The sequence below is a fragment of the Enterobacter sp. DVT3837 genome, assembly GCF_056238685.1.
On record NZ_JBWDLA010000002.1, the window covers coordinates 544788 to 562267 of the forward strand.

General features: G+C 53.8%; 17 protein-coding genes and 1 other annotated feature. Of the genes, 10 read left to right on the forward strand and 7 right to left on the reverse strand.

Translation table 11 applies throughout. The features are described 5' to 3' along the window. Nucleotide 1: 1 nt before the first annotated feature. From trpD to trpL, 3 genes are all read right to left on the reverse strand, one after another. Nucleotides 2-1597: a bifunctional anthranilate synthase glutamate amidotransferase component TrpG/anthranilate phosphoribosyltransferase TrpD gene (trpD, locus tag AC0XWG_RS17495; protein ID WP_028018794.1), complete on the reverse strand. Its 1596-nt coding sequence runs from the start codon at nt 1595-1597 to the stop codon at nt 2-4. Beyond that, on the reverse strand, nt 1597-3159 hold the full coding sequence (locus AC0XWG_RS17500) for an anthranilate synthase component 1 (protein WP_049006894.1): 1563 nt from the start codon (nt 3157-3159) through the stop codon (nt 1597-1599). The genes trpD and AC0XWG_RS17500 overlap by 1 nt, the downstream gene beginning before the upstream one ends. A 25-nt stretch (nt 3160-3184) precedes the next feature. Then, nucleotides 3185-3279, reverse strand: a sequence feature (Trp leader region). Continuing rightward, entirely contained in the window at nt 3256-3300 is a 45-nt protein-coding gene (trpL, locus tag AC0XWG_RS17505; protein WP_106993556.1) for a trp operon leader peptide, read from the reverse strand. It overlaps the preceding feature by 24 nt. Nucleotides 3301-3427: 127 nt before the next feature. On the opposite strand from trpL, the gene rnm reads away from it, so the two are divergent. From rnm to rluB, 3 genes are all read left to right on the forward strand, one after another. Further along, nucleotides 3428-4321, forward strand: a complete 894-nt coding sequence (gene rnm / locus AC0XWG_RS17510) for an RNase RNM (RefSeq protein WP_128347586.1) — start codon at nt 3428-3430, stop codon at nt 4319-4321. Continuing rightward, nucleotides 4318-4938, forward strand: coding sequence for an L-threonylcarbamoyladenylate synthase (locus tag AC0XWG_RS17515; RefSeq protein WP_003856793.1), 621 nt, complete (start codon nt 4318-4320; stop codon nt 4936-4938). Before rnm ends, AC0XWG_RS17515 begins: the two co-directional genes overlap by 4 nt. Nucleotides 4939-5034: 96 nt before the next feature. Next, a complete protein-coding gene (rluB, locus tag AC0XWG_RS17520; protein WP_008502809.1) occupies nt 5035-5910 on the forward strand; it encodes a 23S rRNA pseudouridine(2605) synthase RluB in 876 nt (291 codons plus the stop codon). Between the two features lie 33 nt (nt 5911-5943). Here rluB and cobO read toward each other — a convergent pair whose 3' ends face one another. Together cobO and AC0XWG_RS17530 are read right to left on the reverse strand one after the other, a co-directional pair. Then, the gene (gene cobO, locus AC0XWG_RS17525; RefSeq protein ID WP_028018797.1) at nt 5944-6534 is read right to left on the reverse strand and encodes a cob(I)yrinic acid a,c-diamide adenosyltransferase; all 591 of its coding nucleotides are present in this window, start codon (nt 6532-6534) and stop codon (nt 5944-5946) included. Further along, nucleotides 6531-7292, reverse strand: a complete 762-nt coding sequence (locus tag AC0XWG_RS17530) for a YciK family oxidoreductase (RefSeq protein WP_028018798.1) — start codon at nt 7290-7292, stop codon at nt 6531-6533. The genes cobO and AC0XWG_RS17530 overlap by 4 nt, the downstream gene beginning before the upstream one ends. Nucleotides 7293-7543: 251 nt before the next feature. Between AC0XWG_RS17530 and sohB the strand changes: the two genes are divergently transcribed. After that, nucleotides 7544-8590: a protease SohB gene (sohB, locus tag AC0XWG_RS17535; protein ID WP_028018799.1), complete on the forward strand. Its 1047-nt coding sequence runs from the start codon at nt 7544-7546 to the stop codon at nt 8588-8590. Between the two features lie 34 nt (nt 8591-8624). On the opposite strand, the gene AC0XWG_RS17540 is transcribed toward sohB, so the two are convergent. Continuing rightward, entirely contained in the window at nt 8625-8876 is a 252-nt protein-coding gene (locus tag AC0XWG_RS17540; RefSeq protein WP_023312072.1) for a YciN family protein, read from the reverse strand. A gap of 399 nt (nt 8877-9275) precedes the next feature. On the opposite strand from AC0XWG_RS17540, the gene topA reads away from it, so the two are divergent. The 6 genes from topA to acnA all read left to right on the forward strand — a co-directional run bounded on the left by topA (nt 9276) and on the right by acnA (nt 16759). Continuing rightward, a complete protein-coding gene (gene topA / locus AC0XWG_RS17545) occupies nt 9276-11873 on the forward strand; it encodes a type I DNA topoisomerase (RefSeq protein ID WP_028018800.1) in 2598 nt (865 codons plus the stop codon). Nucleotides 11874-12060: 187 nt separating this feature from the next. Beyond that, entirely contained in the window at nt 12061-13035 is a 975-nt protein-coding gene (gene cysB, locus AC0XWG_RS17550) for an HTH-type transcriptional regulator CysB (RefSeq protein ID WP_006175683.1), read from the forward strand. Nucleotides 13036-13373: 338 nt separating this feature from the next. Continuing rightward, entirely contained in the window at nt 13374-13514 is a 141-nt protein-coding gene (locus AC0XWG_RS17555) for a YmiA family putative membrane protein (protein WP_218064857.1), read from the forward strand. A gap of 2 nt (nt 13515-13516) precedes the next feature. Continuing rightward, complete coding sequence (locus AC0XWG_RS17560) at nt 13517-13687, forward strand: hypothetical protein (protein ID WP_032666965.1); 171 nt, start codon at nt 13517-13519, stop codon at nt 13685-13687. Between the two features lie 137 nt (nt 13688-13824). Further along, entirely contained in the window at nt 13825-13923 is a 99-nt protein-coding gene (gene ymiC, locus AC0XWG_RS17565) for a small membrane protein YmiC (protein WP_049006961.1), read from the forward strand. Between the two features lie 160 nt (nt 13924-14083). Continuing rightward, the gene (gene acnA, locus AC0XWG_RS17570; RefSeq protein ID WP_475680857.1) at nt 14084-16759 is read left to right on the forward strand and encodes an aconitate hydratase AcnA; all 2676 of its coding nucleotides are present in this window, start codon (nt 14084-14086) and stop codon (nt 16757-16759) included. A gap of 37 nt (nt 16760-16796) precedes the next feature. Here the strand turns inward: acnA and ribA are convergent, their stop codons facing one another. Further along, complete coding sequence (ribA, locus tag AC0XWG_RS17575; protein WP_028013401.1) at nt 16797-17387, reverse strand: GTP cyclohydrolase II; 591 nt, start codon at nt 17385-17387, stop codon at nt 16797-16799. Between the last annotated feature and the right edge of the window lie 93 nt (nt 17388-17480).

The window sequence follows — 17480 nt, forward strand, 5'->3', positions numbered from 1 at the left end:
TTTACCCTCTTGCCGCAAGTGCGGTAACGCGATCGTAAGCTGCACCAGAGCGCAGTACATCCAGAACTTTTTGAACGTTGGCCTTCAGGTCTTCCTCTCCGTGCAAACGCATCAGCATGGCGACGTTGGCAGCAACGGCGGCCTCATGAGCGACCTCTCCTTTACCTTGTAATAAGCGCGTCAGAATGTCACGGTTTTCTTCCGGCGTACCGCCTGCCAGCGCTTCCTGGTGATACGGTGCTAAACCGAAGTCGGCTGCTTCCAGCTGATAACTCAGGATCTCGCCGTCGCGCAGTTCGGCTACCAGCGTTGGCGCATGCAGCGACACCTCATCCATTCCTCCACTGTGGACCACGGCGGCACGTTGATATCCCAGAACACGCAGTGTCTCAGCAATCGGCAGCACCAGTTCAGGGCTATAGACGCCAATCAGCGCCAGCGGCGGATGAGCCGGGTTGATAAGTGGCCCCAGTACGTTAAACAGCGTACGGGTTTTGAGCTGCTGACGGACCGGCATCGCGTGGCGGAAACCAGTGTGGTACTTCGGCGCAAACAGGAAACAGACACCCAGGTCATCCAGCGCTTCACGGGAACGCTCGGCGTTCATATCGAGATTAATACCGAATGCGGCGAGCAAATCGGAAGAGCCTGACCGGCTGGAAACGCTGCGGTTACCGTGTTTCGCGACTTTCAAACCACACGCCGCCGCCACGAAGGCGCTGGCGGTGGAGATGTTGATGCTGTTGCTGCCGTCACCGCCGGTGCCAACAATATCGGCAAACGGATAGTCCGGGCGCGGGAACGGAGCGGCATTTTCCAGCAGGGCCGTAGCGGCACCGGCGATCTCCTGCGGGCTTTCACCGCGCACTTTCATGCTCACCAGTGCAGCAGCAAGCTGTTCAGGTTTCAGCTCGCCGCGAACCACGGCGGAGAAGAGCTGGTGGCTTTCCTGCTGGCTCAGGGTCTGCGCCTGGTACAGTTTTTCCAGAATCGGCTGCAGGGTATTAGTCTGTTCCAGCTTCTGTAATGCCCAGTCGAGAGTTTGTTCCAGCAGACGAGCACCGTTAGAGGTCAGAATCGATTCCGGGTGGAACTGCATACCGCAGACGCGATCCGCATCATGACGCACCGCCATCACCATCCCTTCAAACGAGGCGTTAATGGTCAGCCCGGCTGGAATGTTGCTCCCCACCAGCGAGTGGTAGCGCGCCACCGGGAGTGGGTTAGGCAACCCGGCAAACATCGCCTGACCGTCATGTTCGATGCTGGATGCTTTGCCGTGCAGAATTTCGCCCGCCTGGCCAACGTAGCCGCCATAGGCTTCAACGATGGCCTGGTGGCCGAGACAGATACCGATAATCGGCAGCTTTCCGCGCATACGCGTCAGCAGTTCTGGCATACAGCCAGCTTCACTCGGTGCACCGGGTCCTGGAGAGAGCATCAACACTGGGTTTTGCATGGTGGCCAGTCGGTCAATCAGCGTCTGTGCCGGCACGTGGTTGCGGTAGATAACGACGTTATGACCATTCGCACGTAGCTGATCTGCAAGGTTATAAGTAAAGGAGTCGATATTATCGAGCAGCAGAATGTCAGCCATCAGAAAATCTCCTGTGCATGGTGTGCGGTAGCAATGGCGCGAAGTACCGCACGCGCTTTACTGCGTGTTTCGTCAGCTTCAGACTGCGGAACAGAATCAAGAACAATGCCTGCGCCCGCCTGGACGGTGGCAATACCGTCTTCGACATAGGCAGAACGGATTACGATACAGGTATCAAGATCGCCGTGGGCGGTGAAGTAACCCACCGCACCGCCGTAACTACCGCGACGACGGCCTTCGGCACCGGCAATCAACTGCATGGCGCGGACTTTTGGCGCACCGCTCAGGGTTCCCATGTTCATGCAGGCGCGATAGGCGTGCAGCACGTCGAGGTCGCTGCGCAGTTCACCGACCACTCGGGAAACCAGGTGCATCACAAATGAATAACGGTCGACTTTGGTGAGGTCAGCGACGTAACGGCTACCCGGAGTACAAATGCGTGCCAGGTCGTTACGCGCCAGATCGACCAGCATCAGGTGCTCGGAAAGCTCCTTGTGGTCGGTACGCATTTCGAGTTCGATGCGGCTGTCGAGATCGCGATCCAGTGAACCATCAGCACGGCGACCGCGCGGACGCGTCCCGGCAATGGGGTAGATCTCAATCTGGCGGCTGGTGGCATCGTATTTCAGTGAGCTTTCTGGTGACGCTCCAAACAGGGTGAAATCGTTGTCCTGCATAAAGAACATGTACGGACTCGGGTTGCTTTTCTTCAGCACGTCGTAGGCCGCCAGCGGAGACGGGCAGGGCAGAGAGAAGCGACGGGAAGGGACAACCTGGAAAATTTCACCGGCACGAATCGCTTTTTGCATCTGGCGAACAACGGCGCCGTACTGATCGTCAGTCTGGTTGACGTCACATGTCATCTTCTCCACGCGCTGCACCGGAAGCGCAGGCGGTGCTTCTGTCATTTGCTGCTGCAGCTGCGAGATGCGGTGTTCAAGACGGTGTTTTTCAGACACAGACGGCGTGAACAGGCTCGCCTGAATGCGGGTATATTTTTTCTGATGGTCGATCACCAGCAAGGTTTCCGCCAGGTAGAAGCAGTAGTCAGGGCAGCGGTTGCCTTGCTCTGTTTCCGGCAAATCTTCAAAACCCGCGACCAGGTCATACGCAAACAGCCCACCGAAGAACATTGCCTCACGCTCATCTTCCGGTACGGACACCAGGTTTTGCAGCAGGCGGAAAGCATCGAAAACGGACAGAGAACAGAGACGTGCATCTTCATCCAGCAACTGGCTGACCGGCGGGAAATGCAGAACCCGCATTTCCGGATGACGTTCATTTTCAATTCCGGCAGGCAGGGCGGTATCCAGCAGCGGCAGCAGCGACGCGCCATTTTCTGACAGTGCCTTAATGGTGACAGTGTCACCTAAAGCGGTAATGCGCAACGCGCTGTCAACCAGCAGCAGGCTCTTGAGATCGTCTTTGCTGTCGATATCCGCAGATTCCAGCAGCAACGTTGCCGGGCGAGCACCGCACACCTGATGAAACAGCGCGGTGGGGTTGTGGCGATAGGCCGCCTCGCAGGTTAGCAGTTCGAGGTGTGGTTTGGCTGTTTGCATGATGTTGTTCTCATTTATTCTGTTCAAAAAAAAGCCCGCTTAGTAGCGGGCTGGGTATCTGTTTGCATTTCGCAGACGCGTGACACTGCCCGATGATCAGGAAGTGCGCCACCAACCGTGCAGAGTGAAATGTGCTGTCATTTTCAGATACCTTTCTCGTGTGAACTTGCGTACTAGTTAACTAGTTCGATGGCGAGTTGTCAACCCTTGATTTCAGAATTTCACGTTAAGTCGGTATCATGGCGGTTTCGGATGTCTCCAACCTGCTATGGGAAGTGCTTTGAGCGATACCACCTACGCGATTATTTATGATTTACACAGCCATACACAGGCCTCTGATGGCCTGCTGACACCCGAGGACCTGGTTCATCGTGCCGTTGAAATGCGCGTCGGTACGCTGGCGATAACCGATCACGATACGACAGATGCCATTCCGGCGGCGCGCGCCGAAATCGCCCGCAGCGGGCTGGCGCTTAATCTGGTGTCCGGTGTCGAAATCTCCACCGTCTGGGAAAACCATGAAATTCATATTGTTGGCCTGAATATCGATATAGACCATCCGGCACTTCGGGCCTTTTTGCAAGAACAAAAAACGCGCCGCAACCAGCGCGCAGAGATGATTGGTGAACGTCTGGAAAAGGCGCATATTCCGGGCGCGCTGGAAGGTGCTCAAAAGCTGGCGAACGGCGGGGCGGTCACGCGCGGTCATTTCGCCCGTTTTTTGGTAGAGGCGGGCAAAGCCACGACAATGGCGGATGTTTTTAAAAAATATCTTGCTCGCGGGAAAACCGGATACGTTCCGCCACAGTGGTGTACAATAAAACAAGCTATTGATGTGATTCATCATTCTGGTGGCAAGGCCGTGCTGGCCCATCCGGGGCGATATAATCTTTCTGCTAAATGGCTGAAAAGACTGCTGGCACACTTTGCCGAATGCGGTGGTGAGGCGATGGAAGTCGCCCAGTGTCAGCAGGCGCCCAATGAGCGCGCGCAGCTCGCAACTTATGCCCGTCAGTTCGGCCTGTTTGGGTCACAAGGGTCTGATTTCCATCAGCCTTGCGCCTGGATCGAACTGGGGCGCAAGCTCTGGCTGCCCGCTGGCGTTGAGCCTGTCTGGACGCTCTGGGAACAGCCGCAGCAAATTGAAGAGAGGGAAGTATGAGTCAATTTTTCTATATCCATCCGGATAACCCGCAGCCACGCCTGATTAACCAGGCCGTAGAGATCGTTCGCAAAGGCGGTGTCATTGTCTATCCGACCGATTCTGGCTATGCGCTGGGCTGCAAAATTGAAGACAAAGGGGCGATGGAACGCATTTGCCGTATTCGCCAGCTGCCGGACGGCCATAACTTTACCCTGATGTGTCGCGATCTCTCTGAGTTGTCGACCTATGCTTATGTGGATAACGTGGCGTTTCGCCTGATTAAGAACAATACGCCGGGTAACTACACGTTCATCCTGAAAGGGACGAAAGAGGTTCCGCGCCGTCTTCTGCAGGAAAAACGTAAAACCATCGGCATGCGCGTACCGTCGAACCCGATTGCGCAGGCGCTGCTGGAAACCCTCGGCGAACCGATGCTCTCGACCTCGCTGATGCTGCCGGGGAGCGAGTTTACCGAGTCCGATCCGGAAGAGATCAAAGATCGTCTCGAGAAGGTGGTCGAGCTGATTATTCACGGCGGCTATCTCGGACAGCAGCCGACCACCGTGGTCGACTTGACCGAAGATGCACCAGAAGTGATTCGTGAAGGCGTGGGTGATGTTAAGCCTTTCTTGTAATGGTGTAAGCAGATATACTACGCGGCCATCAAAGCAGGGGTAAGCCCTCTTTTGACCTGATTCGACGCCTGTGAAGGCGACACCTGAGGAAGCTCAATGAGCGAGAAGTTACAGAAAGTGCTGGCGCGCGCCGGCCACGGCTCACGCCGTGAAATCGAAGCCATTATTGAAGCGGGCCGCGTGAGTGTGGACGGTAAAATCGCCACGCTGGGCGACCGCGTAGAAATTGTACCGGGGCTGAAGATCCGTATTGACGGTCATCTTATCTCCGTAAAAGAGTCCGCTGAACAGATTTGCCGCGTGCTGGCTTACTACAAGCCGGAAGGCGAACTGTGTACCCGCAACGACCCGGAAGGTCGCCCGACGGTGTTTGACCGTCTGCCTAAACTGCGTGGCGCTCGCTGGATTGCAGTAGGTCGTCTGGACGTGAATACCTGCGGTCTGCTGCTGTTTACCACCGATGGTGAACTGGCAAACCGTCTGATGCACCCAAGCCGTGAAGTGGAACGTGAATACGCCGTGCGCGTCTTTGGTCAGGTTGATGAGAATAAACTGCGCGATCTGTCGCGCGGCGTTCAGCTGGAAGACGGTCCTGCAGCGTTCAAAACCATCAAATTTACCGGTGGTGAAGGTATTAACCAGTGGTACAACGTAACGCTGACCGAGGGCCGTAACCGCGAAGTACGTCGTCTGTGGGAAGCCGTTGGCGTTCAGGTGAGCCGCTTGATCCGCGTCCGTTACGGCGACATTCTGCTGCCAAAAGGTCTGCCGCGTGGCGGTTATACCGAACTGGATCTGACGCAAACTAACTATCTGCGCGAGCTGGTTGGTCTGACGCCAGAAACCACCTCTAAAGTGGCAGTAGAGAAAGATCGTCGTCGCATGAAGGCGAATCAGATCCGTCGTGCGGTGAAACGCCACAGCCAGGTGAGCAGCAACCGCCGTTCCGGCAGCCGTAACAACAACGGTTAAAACAGAAGCCCGGTCAGCGTGACCGGGCTTTTTTTAGTAATCAATACCGATTTGCGCTTTGATACCCGCATCAAACGCATGTTTCACCGGACGCAGCTCGCTAACGGTATCTGCCAGCTCCAGAATATCCCGATGACACCCACGCCCCGTGACGATCACCGTCTGATGTGCAGGTCGGTTCTTCAGCGCACCCAGCACTGCTTCCAGAGGCAGGTAGTCGTAGGCGACCATATAGGTGATCTCATCCAGTAACACCATGTTTAGCGAGGGATCGGCCAGCATTCTTTTGGCATGTTCCCAGACGGCGAGACAGGCGGCGGTGTCGGTTTCCCGGTTCTGGGTATTCCACGTAAACCCGGTCGCCATTACCTGAAACTCGACGCCATGAGGCTCAAGCAAATTCCTCTCGCCGTTGGGCCATATGCCTTTGATAAACTGGATGACACCGACTTTCTGCCCGTGCCCGACGGCACGCGTAGCGGTACCAAATGCGGCAGTGGTTTTACCTTTACCGTTGCCGGTGAACACGATAATGATCCCGCGTTCGTCCTGGGCTGCCGCGACGCGAGCATCGACCTGTTCTTTCAGACGCTGCTGGCGCTGCTGATGGCGTTCTTCACTCATTGGGAAATTCCTGGTTTACGGCCTGGCTGGGCGTCAAAGGTCATCCCTGTCTTGCGGCGACTGTCATCGCCCATTAGCCAGAGATAGAGCGGCATTATATCAGCCGGAGTTTTCAGCTTCTGTGGATCTTCGGTCGGGAACGCGCTGGCACGCATTTTGGTGCGCGTTCCACCGGGGTTAATGCAATTTACGCGCAGATGGCGGCTCTGATATTCCTCCGCCAGCACCTGCATCATGCCTTCGGTGGCGAATTTTGATACGGCATAAGCTCCCCAGTTCGCCCGGCCTTCGCGACCCACGCTGGAAGAGGTGAAGACCAGCGAGCCTGACTCAGATTTGAGTAATAAAGGAAGCAATGCCTGGGTAAGGAAAAACGTCCCGTTGACGTTGACCTGCATCACCTGCTGCCAGGTATCAGGATCCTGTTCATCCATTGGGCAAACATCCCCAAGCAAGCCGGCGTTGTGCAGCACGCCGTCCAGTACTGGGTAGCGGGTACTGATGCGTTGGGCGAGTTCCTGGCACACTTCGGGAGTGCAGGTGAGTAAATCGAGCGTGTACCACGCCGCCAGTGTTCCACCAGCAGCTTCAATTTCCTGCGCGACACCTTTCAATTTCTCTTCGTTGCGGCCAATCAGAATAACGCTTGCGCCATATTCAGCGTACGTCAGAGCCGCCTCGCGGCCAATTCCGTCGCTGGCACCGGTAACGAGAATGATCCGGTTCTGTAGCAGGTTTTTTTGTGGTTGATAATGCACGGTGACTCCTCAGGCGTACAGTGACGCGATGACGCCTTCATGATGACTTTTCGGCTTTATGCCCGAATTAGCCTAATAATTCAATCAGTCTACAGGACGCATTACTGTAAAATTAACAATTTGCAAATATTTAAACTCCAGGCCGGGGATTCCTGAAGACGGCTCGCAGAGGTAATGTCACGAGCGAGACGCATGGGCAGGGCTGTTGTACACTGCCGTGAAAGATTCGTGGTTAAATCAAGGTGGAACGCGTGGAATTACTTTCTCAATATGGGTTGTTTTTGGCCAAAATCGCGACGGTTGTCATTGCCATCGCAGTGGTTGCCGTTCTGATTGTCAACCTGACGCAGCGCAAGCGTCAGCGTGGGGAGTTACGCATCACGCGTCTGAGCGAGCAATATAAAGAGATGCAGGAAGATATGTCTCTGGCGCTGCTTGATAGTCATCAACAAAAACTGTGGCAGAAAGCGCAGAAGAAAAAGCACAAACAGGAAGCCAAAGCGGCAAAGGCAAAAGCAAAGCTCAATGCGCCGCAGGATAAGGCTACGCCACGTGTCTATGTACTCGATTTTAAGGGGAGTATGGATGCGCATGAAGTTTCCTCGCTGCGGGAGGAAGTGACTGCCGTTCTGGCCGTGGCGACCCCGCAGGATCAGGTTGTCGTGCGTCTTGAAAGCCCTGGCGGTGTCGTTCACGGTTACGGGTTGGCAGCCTCACAGTTGCAGCGTCTGCGTGAAAAACAGATCCCATTAACCGTTGCGGTGGACAAAGTGGCGGCGAGCGGGGGTTATATGATGGCCTGCGTAGCGGACAAAATTGTTGCCGCGCCGTTCTCCATTATTGGCTCAATCGGTGTGGTCGCGCAGATCCCTAACTTTAACCGTTTCCTGAAGAATAAAGAGATTGATATCGAACTTCACACGGCGGGTCAGTACAAACGGACCCTGACGCTGCTCGGTGAAAACACGGAAGAAGGGAGACAGAAATTCCGTGAAGACCTGAATGAAACGCATCACCTCTTTAAAGACTTTGTGCACCGTATGCGCCCCACGCTCGATATTGAACAGGTCGCGACGGGCGAGCACTGGTACGGTATCCAGGCGCAGGAGAAAGGGCTGGTGGATGAAGTGGGTACCAGTGACGACCTGTTGTTGAATCTGATGGACGGGCGTGAGCTGGTCGGCGTGCGTTATACCCAACGTAAGCGACTGCTTGACCGCTTCACCAACAGTGCGGCAGAGAGTGCGGACCGCCTGCTGCTCCGCTGGCTGCAGCGCGGACAAAAACCGCTGCTGTAAACAATAACGCGAGGCACATGCCTCGCGTTTTGCATTAATCGACCAGGTGATATTTCTCTGAAAGCGTATGCGCCAGGTATTTAAACATGTTAAACACGGCGGTGCTTTTCGGGGTCGGTAACCCCTGTTCGTCAAGGAAGTATTCGCCGCTGAAAATCAGCACGCCATTGCGCTGCTCTACGCCTGTGGCTTCAATGCCTGCCAGCGTATCTTCATGGTCACGGATAAGCTTGTTTGCTTCGATAAGCAGAGAGGCTCGGTCAATAGGTTGGGTCGTATTCTGCATAATCCACTCCTTAAACAGTGACAATAGTCTACGCCGAGCGCGCTTTGGGGGCAAATTTTCCCTGTAATCTGAGGGGATAAGGAGCAGGGGCCTGGCTGGCGGGATTTGCTTTTGCATGCTAATAAAGTTGCGTAACGAATTTTATCAGGTAGAGTGTGCGCTTTCGTCATTCTGGCAACAGAATTGCTTGACATTCGACCGGGAATTCGTCACGAATTATACGAAATGTGAGAAAAATACCCGATAACTCAATCACCTGGGCGTGTTTTCTTTGACGTCCGGTAAGACAAAGGGGTTGATATCTCCTGACGCGGCCGCAATATCATTGGCTCGCCGTCAGCGGAAGGGAAATCAACGTGCGGCGTATTCCTGGAAGAATTAAATTAGGTAAAGGTGAATATGGGTAAAGCTCTCGTCATCGTTGAGTCCCCGGCAAAAGCCAAAACGATCAATAAGTATCTGGGTAATGACTACGTGGTTAAGTCCAGCGTGGGTCATATCCGCGATTTGCCGACCAGTGGCTCAGCCAGCAAAAAGAGCGCAGACTCTACCTCCACCAAAGGGGCCAAAAAGCCTAAAAAGGATGAACGTAGCGCGCTTGTCAACCGCATGGGGGTTAACCCATGGCATAACTGGGATGCACAATATGAAGTGTTGCCCGGGAAAGAAAAAGTCGTTAACGAGCTGAAGCAGCTTGCTGAAAAAGCAGACCACATCTATCTCGCAACCGACCTTGACCGCGAAGGGGAAGCCATTGCGTGGCACCTGCGGGAAGTGATCGGTGGTGATGACAAACGCTACAGCCGTGTAGTGTTTAACGAAATTACGAAGAATGCGATTCGCCAGGCGTTTGAGAAGCCGGGCGAGCTGAATATCGACCGTGTAAACGCCCAGCAGGCGCGTCGCTTTATGGACCGCGTTGTGGGCTACATGGTCTCTCCACTGCTGTGGAAGAAGATTGCCCGTGGCCTGTCTGCAGGTCGTGTGCAGTCTGTCGCTGTGCGTCTTGTCGTCGAGCGTGAGCGCGAAATTAAAGCCTTCGTGCCGGAAGAGTTCTGGGAAGTCGACGCCAATGTGACCACGCCGGGCGGTGACGCTCTGCCGTTGCAGGTGAGCCATCAGAACGACAAACCGTTCCGCCCTGAAAACCGCGACCAGACCATGGCCGCCGTGGCGCTGCTGGAAAAAGCACGCTATCAGGTGCTGGAGCGTGAAGATAAACCCACCAGCAGCAAGCCAGGTGCGCCGTTTATTACCTCTACGCTGCAACAGGCTGCAAGCACGCGTCTGGGGTATGGCGTAAAGAAAACCATGATGATGGCCCAGCGCCTGTATGAAGCGGGTTACATCACCTACATGCGTACCGACTCAACCAACCTGAGCCAGGACGCGGTTAACATGGTGCGCAGCTACATCAGTGACAATTTCGGTAAGAAATACCTGCCGGAAAGTGCCAATCAGTTCGCCAGCAAAGAGAACTCTCAGGAAGCGCACGAAGCGATCCGTCCTTCTGACGTCTCTGTTTTAGCCGAGTCGCTGAAAGACATGGAAGCCGACGCGCAGAAGCTTTATCAGCTGATCTGGCGCCAGTTCGTAGCATGTCAGATGACGCCAGCGCAGTACGACTCCACCACGCTGACTGTCGGCGCAGGTGATTTCCGACTGAAGGCGCGTGGCCGCATCCTGCGCTTCGATGGCTGGACGAAAGTCATGCCAGCGTTGCGTAAAGGTGATGAAGACCGCACGTTGCCGGCGGTTAACAAAGGTGACGAGCTGTCTCTGGTCGAATTGATCCCGGCTCAGCACTTTACCAAGCCGCCTGCGCGCTTCAGCGAAGCCTCCCTGGTGAAAGAGCTGGAAAAACGCGGTATTGGTCGTCCGTCGACCTACGCGTCAATCATCTCGACCATTCAGGACCGTGGCTACGTACGCGTTGAAAACCGTCGTTTCTATGCGGAGAAAATGGGTGAAATCGTGACTGACCGTCTGGAAGCCAACTTCCGCGAGTTGATGAATTACGATTTCACCGCGCAGATGGAAGACAGCCTCGACCAGGTTGCCAGCCATCAGGCGGAATGGAAAAAGGTACTCGACAGCTTCTTCAGCGACTTTACCGGTCAGCTTGAAAAAGCGGAGAAAGATCCTGAAGAAGGCGGGATGCTGCCTAACCAGATGGTACTGACCAGCATCGACTGCCCAACCTGCGGCCGCAAGATGGGGATCCGTACTGCAACAACGGGCGTGTTCCTTGGCTGCTCCGGTTATGCGCTGTCGCCAAAAGAGCGCTGCAAAACCACCATTAACCTGGTTCCTGAGAACGAAGTTCTTAACGTGCTGGAAGGTGATGACGCAGAAACCAACGCCCTGCGCGCCAAACGCCGTTGTAAAAAATGCGGCACGGCAATGGACAGCTACCTGATCGATCCAAAACGTAAACTGCACGTGTGCGGTAATAACCCAACGTGTGACGGGTACGAGATCGAAGAGGGTGAATTCCGCATCAAAGGCTATGACGGTCCGATTGTGGAGTGCGAGAAGTGTGGTTCTGAAATGCACCTGAAAATGGGGCGTTTCGGTAAGTACATGGCGTGTACTAACGACGAGTGTAAAAACACGCGCAAAATTCTGCGTAATGGTGAGGTGGCGCCGCCGAAGGAAGATCCTGTTCCGCTGCCTGAGTTGCCGTGTGAGAAATCAGACGCGTACTTCGTGTTGCGTGACGGCGCCGCAGGTGTCTTCCTTGCCGCCAACACCTTCCCGAAATCGCGTGAAACGCGCGCACCGTTGGTGGAAGAGTTGCATCGCTTCCGCGATCGTCTGCCTGAGAAACTGCGGTATCTGGCCGATGCGCCACAGCAGGATCCGGAAGGCAACAAAACCGTGGTGCGTTTTAGCCGTAAAACTAAGCAGCAGTACGTTGCGGCAGAGAAAGAGGGTAAAGCGACCGGATGGTCAGCCTTCTTTGTCGATGGCAAATGGGTTGAAGGCAAGAAATAATCTTCCCTAACCGTAACTTACCTGTAAAAGGGCCGGATTTCCGGCCCTTTTTTATTACCTTGTTATTATTTTTTGTTCCGTACTATACAGTCAGGCTATAAATGATATAGTGGTTATAGTTAATCTGTTTTTTATTATTAAATCGTCTTAAGCGATTGACCGCATGCGCTAAATCGGATGGTCTGGCATGAAATTACAGCAGCTTCGTTATATCGTTGAGGTGGTGAATCACAACCTTAACGTCTCGTCTACCGCTGAGGGGCTTTATACCTCGCAACCTGGCATCAGCAAACAAGTGCGTATGCTGGAGGACGAATTAGGTATCCAGATTTTCGCCCGCAGCGGCAAACATCTCACGCAGGTAACGCCGGCAGGACAGGAAATCATCCGCATTGCGCGGGAAGTCCTCTCTAAAGTCGACGCGATTAAGTCTGTGGCGGGGGAGCATACCTGGCCGGACAAAGGCTCACTGTATATTGCCACGACGCATACCCAGGCGCGTTATGCCTTGCCAGGTGTTATTAAGGGCTTTATTGAGCGTTATCCGCGCGTCTCTTTGCATATGCATCAGGGGTCACCGACGCAAATTGCTGAAGCGGTGTCGAAGGGAAACGCGGATTTTGCCATCGCGACGGAAGCACTTCACCTGTATGACGATCTGGTTATGCTCCCGTGCTACCACTGGAACCGTTCGATTGTGGTGACTCCCGATCACCCGTTGGCGGGTAAAGGGTCGGTGACTATTGAAGAGCTGGCGCAATATCCTTTAGTGACCTATACATTCGGCTTCACCGGACGGTCAGAACTTGATACAGCCTTTAACCGCGCAGGATTAACGCCGCGTATTGTCTTTACCGCCACCGATGCTGACGTTATTAAGACCTATGTACGGCTTGGCCTTGGGGTGGGTGTCATTGCCAGCATGGCGGTTGATCCGGTTTCAGACCCCGATCTGGTGCGTCTTGATGCGCACGATATTTTCAGCCACAGCACAACGAAAATTGGATTCCGTCGCAGTACCTTCCTGCGTAGCTATATGTATGATTTTATTCAGCGCTTTGCCCCGCATTTAACACGTGACGTGGTTGATACTGCCGTCGCATTACGCTCGAATGAAGATATTGAAGAGATGTTTAAAGACATCAAACTCCCGGCAAAATAATCACTCCCGGTATCTTTCCATCAGGGAAAGATACCGAAATAACGTCTCAAAGCTAAATTAGAATTATCATCATCTACGCTTCCCCTGCCATATAATGTCATTACCCATTTTATCTGCAGGGTTATAATGTCGTGAATTGGCGACAAAAGTAGAAACTAATTTGACGCTTCGCAAATATTTCTTTTCAGTTATTTATTTCTGGTCAAAAGATTGAATATTTCATACCTCCCAATGCATAAATTCACTGGCTTTTCGGCTAAAGTTTCTTTAGGATTTATCTCAACAGATGATTAATTGTACCAATTGTTTGGTCCTAAATGATAAGCGATGTCGATTGTATGAGGTTAGCAATGCCTTCTGGAAGTGAAGAACCGCAAAGGGATCCTGCGCTTAAGCGTAAAGCCTGGCTGGCGGTCTTTCTCGTCTCCGCCTCCTTTTGGGCGGTGGTTGCTCTCCTGGCATGGAAATATTGGGGTTAACTATGGCACTGACGGTACGAACAGAGACGGTAAAACAGATGCGTCAGCATCGTGACAATGGTCACAAGGTGCGGAAAGCACCTGCGAATACTGTGCCTGCATCCTGGAAACTGACGCCGCAGCAGCAAGCCTTTATTGATGTGTTCGCGGAAGACGAACCCAAAAAACAATAATTTAGTTGATTGCGTAATGATGCAAATAGTCTGAATAGTGACTCCGCATTTTTGTACTCTTTAATAAATACACATCAGTAATATAGAACTGAGGGCGACCTCGGAAACGTTTATAAATAATGCCTGGTGTCCCTATGATGAATAACACGACGTCTCATAAATACTGGTCATGGATCGGCGTTTTTACCGTGTCGATTCTGTTCTGGAGCCAGCTCATCTGGCTGGCCTTCCGTTAAATTGTAAAACCTCGCTGCGGCGGGGTTTTTTGTTTTCACCTTCTGAACACATCTGAATTTATCAATTTGGGTTGTTATCAAAACGTTACAGCGTCTTTGTGTTATCTTTAATTACGGCCCTGATGATTGTCAGGACATCTCTGTAATTAAGGAGGAGCTTATGTCGTTAACCCTACGCGAAGCCAGTAAGGACACATTACAGGCAGAAAATAAAACCTGGCATTACTACAGCCTGCCGCTGGCTGCCAGGACGCTTGGGGACATTTCGCGTTTACCCAAGTCCTTGAAAGTTTTGCTGGAAAATCTCTTACGCTGGCAGGATGGTGATTCTGTCACCCTCGAAGATATCCAGGCGCTGGCAGGGTGGTTGAAGCATGCCCACGCCGACAGAGAAATCGCTTATCGCCCGGCCCGGGTCCTGATGCAGGACTTCACCGGTGTTCCCGCAGTGGTTGATTTAGCCGCTATGCGCGAGGCCGTTAAACGCCTCGGCGGGGATACCGCAAAAGTGAATCCGCTTTCCCCTGTGGACCTCGTCATTGACCACTCCGTAACCGTCGACCGCTTTGGTGATGACGACGCCTTTGGCGAGAACGTGCGTCTGGAGATGGAGCGCAACCACGAGCGCTATGTCTTCCTGAAGTGGGGACAACAGGCATTCAGCCGGTTTAGCGTCGTGCCACCAGGCACCGGAATTTGCCATCAGGTTAACCTTGAGTACCTGGGTAAAGCCGTCTGGAGTGAACTGCAGGATAAAGAGTGGGTGGCTTATCCGGACACGCTGGTGGGAACGGATTCACATACCACCATGATCAACGGCCTCGGCGTGCTGGGGTGGGGGGTTGGTGGTATCGAAGCCGAAGCCGCTATGCTCGGCCAACCGGTATCCATGCTCATCCCGGATGTGGTGGGCTTCAAGCTCACCGGAAAACTGTCAGAGGGCATAACAGCTACCGATCTGGTACTCACCGTCACTCAGATGCTGCGTAAGCATGGTGTGGTAGGTAAATTTGTTGAATTCTATGGTGATGGGCTGGATTCGCTGCCGCTGGCCGACCGCGCCACCATTGCCAATATGTCTCCGGAATATGGTGCAACCTGCGGCTTTTTCCCCATCGATGATGTGACGCTGGAATACATGCGGCTTAGCGGTCGCAGCGAAGAGCAGGTCGCGCTGGTGGAAGCCTATACCAAAGCGCAGGGCATGTGGCGCAACCCGGGCGATGAACCGGTCTTCACCAGCACGCTTGAGCTCGATATGGGCAGCGTTGAGGCGAGCCTTGCCGGGCCGAAACGCCCTCAGGATCGGGTCGCGTTGACTGACGTGCCCAAAGCGTTTGCCGCCAGCAATGCGCTGGAAGTGAACGTGGCGCAAAAAGATCATCGCCCGATCGACTATGTCCTGAACGGGCATCAGTATCAGCTCCCGGATGGCGCGGTGGTTATTGCAGCCATTACTTCCTGTACCAATACCTCAAACCCCAGCGTATTGATGGCAGCAGGTCTACTGGCCAAAAAAGCGGTTGAGCTTGGGCTAAAACCTCAGCCGTGGGTCAAGGCTTCGCTGGCACCGGGCTCCAAAGTCGTATCGGATTACCTGGCTCAGGCCAAACTGACACCGTATCTCGACGAACTGGGCTTTAACCTGGTGGGTTACGGTTGCACCACTTGCATCGGTAACTCTGGCCCACTTCCTGAGCCGATTGAAACGGCGATCAAACAGGGTGATCTGACGGTAGGCGCAGTCCTTTCCGGCAACCGAAATTTTGAAGGGCGCATACATCCGCTGGTGAAAACTAACTGGCTCGCCTCGCCTCCGCTGGTGGTGGCATATGCGCTGGCAGGAAACATGAATATCAACCTGGTGACCGACCCTATTGGTCACGATCGCAAGAATGACCCGGTCTACCTGAAAGATATCTGGCCGTCTTCGCGTGAGATCGCGCTGGCCGTTGAAAAAGTGTCAACCGAGATGTTCCGCAAAGAGTATGCGGAAGTCTTTGAAGGTACGCCGGAATGGAAAGCCATCAACGTCGCAGGGTCGGATACCTATGATTGGCAGGATGATTCGACCTATATTCGCCTGTCGCCGTTCTTCGATGAAATGCAGGCTGAACCTGCGCCGCTTAAAGATATCCACGGCGCGCGCATTCTGGCGATGCTGGGAGATTCTGTCACTACGGACCATATCTCTCCGGCAGGGAGCATCAAAGCCGACAGCCCGGCAGGCCGTTATTTGCAAAGTCGGGGTGTCGAACGCCGTGACTTTAACTCCTACGGGTCGCGTCGCGGTAACCATGAAGTCATGATGCGCGGGACGTTTGCCAATATTCGCATCCGTAACGAGATGGTTCCGGGCGTGGAAGGGGGCATGACGCGCTATCTGCCAGGTACGGAAGTCGTTTCGATTTATGATGCGGCTGTCAGATATCAACAGGAAGGTACGCCGCTGGCGGTGATCGCCGGGAAAGAGTACGGTTCTGGCTCAAGCCGTGACTGGGCAGCGAAAGGTCCGCGTCTGCTTGGTGTTCGTGTGGTCATTGCCGAATCGTTCGAACGAATTCACCGCTCGAATCTTATTGGGATGGGGATCCTACCGCTTGAGTTTCCGCAGGGCGTCACGCGTAAAACGCTGGGCCTGAGCGGAGAGGAGCAGATTGACATTAGTGGTCTGCAAAATTTACAGCCCGGTAAAACGGTGCCAGTGAAATTAACGCGGGCAGACGGAAAAACCGAGGTACTGGAGTGCCGGTGTCGTATTGATACGGCAACAGAGCTGACCTATTACCAGAACGACGGTATTTTGCATTACGTGATTCGTAAGATGCTGGATTGACGAAACCAGCCCGGCACGCGTGCCGGGCTTTTTGCTCTTACTCTTTCAGCAGGTGGCCCATTTTTGCGGCTTTGGTATCAAGATAGTGGGCATTTTTGGGATTGCGGCCCACAATCAGCGGTACACGCTCAACGATATTGATCCCCGCCTCGGTCAGGATTTCCACTTTTTTCGGGTTATTGGTCAACAGACGAACTTCATCTACACCCAAAAGCTTGAACATATCAGCGCACAGGGTGAAGTCACGCTCATCGGCGGCAAAGCCGAGCTGATGGTTCGCTTCCACCGTATCGTAGCCCTGGTCCTGCAGCGCGTAGGCGCGGATTTTATTCAGCAGACCAATGTTACGGCCTTCCTGACGATGATAGAGCAGAACCCCACGGCCTTCCTCTGCGATGTGAGTCAGCGCTGCTTCCAGTTGGAAACCGCAATCACAGCGCAGGCTGAACAACGCATCACCCGTCAGACACTCCGAATGTACGCGGGACAGAACCGGTGTCTGCCCTGAAATGTCGCCGTACACCAGCGCGACATGATCCTGTCCGGTTGCCAGTTCTTCAAATCCCACCATCAGGAAATCGCCCCATGGGGTTGGCAGTTTGGCTTCTGCCACACGTTTAAGCTGCATGTGATTCTCCAGAGTAGGCTGACACGTGCCGTGCCTTTCGCCTGTTTTGCTTTCTGTATCAGTTCATTTTGCCACAAGCTCAGCATGTTCACC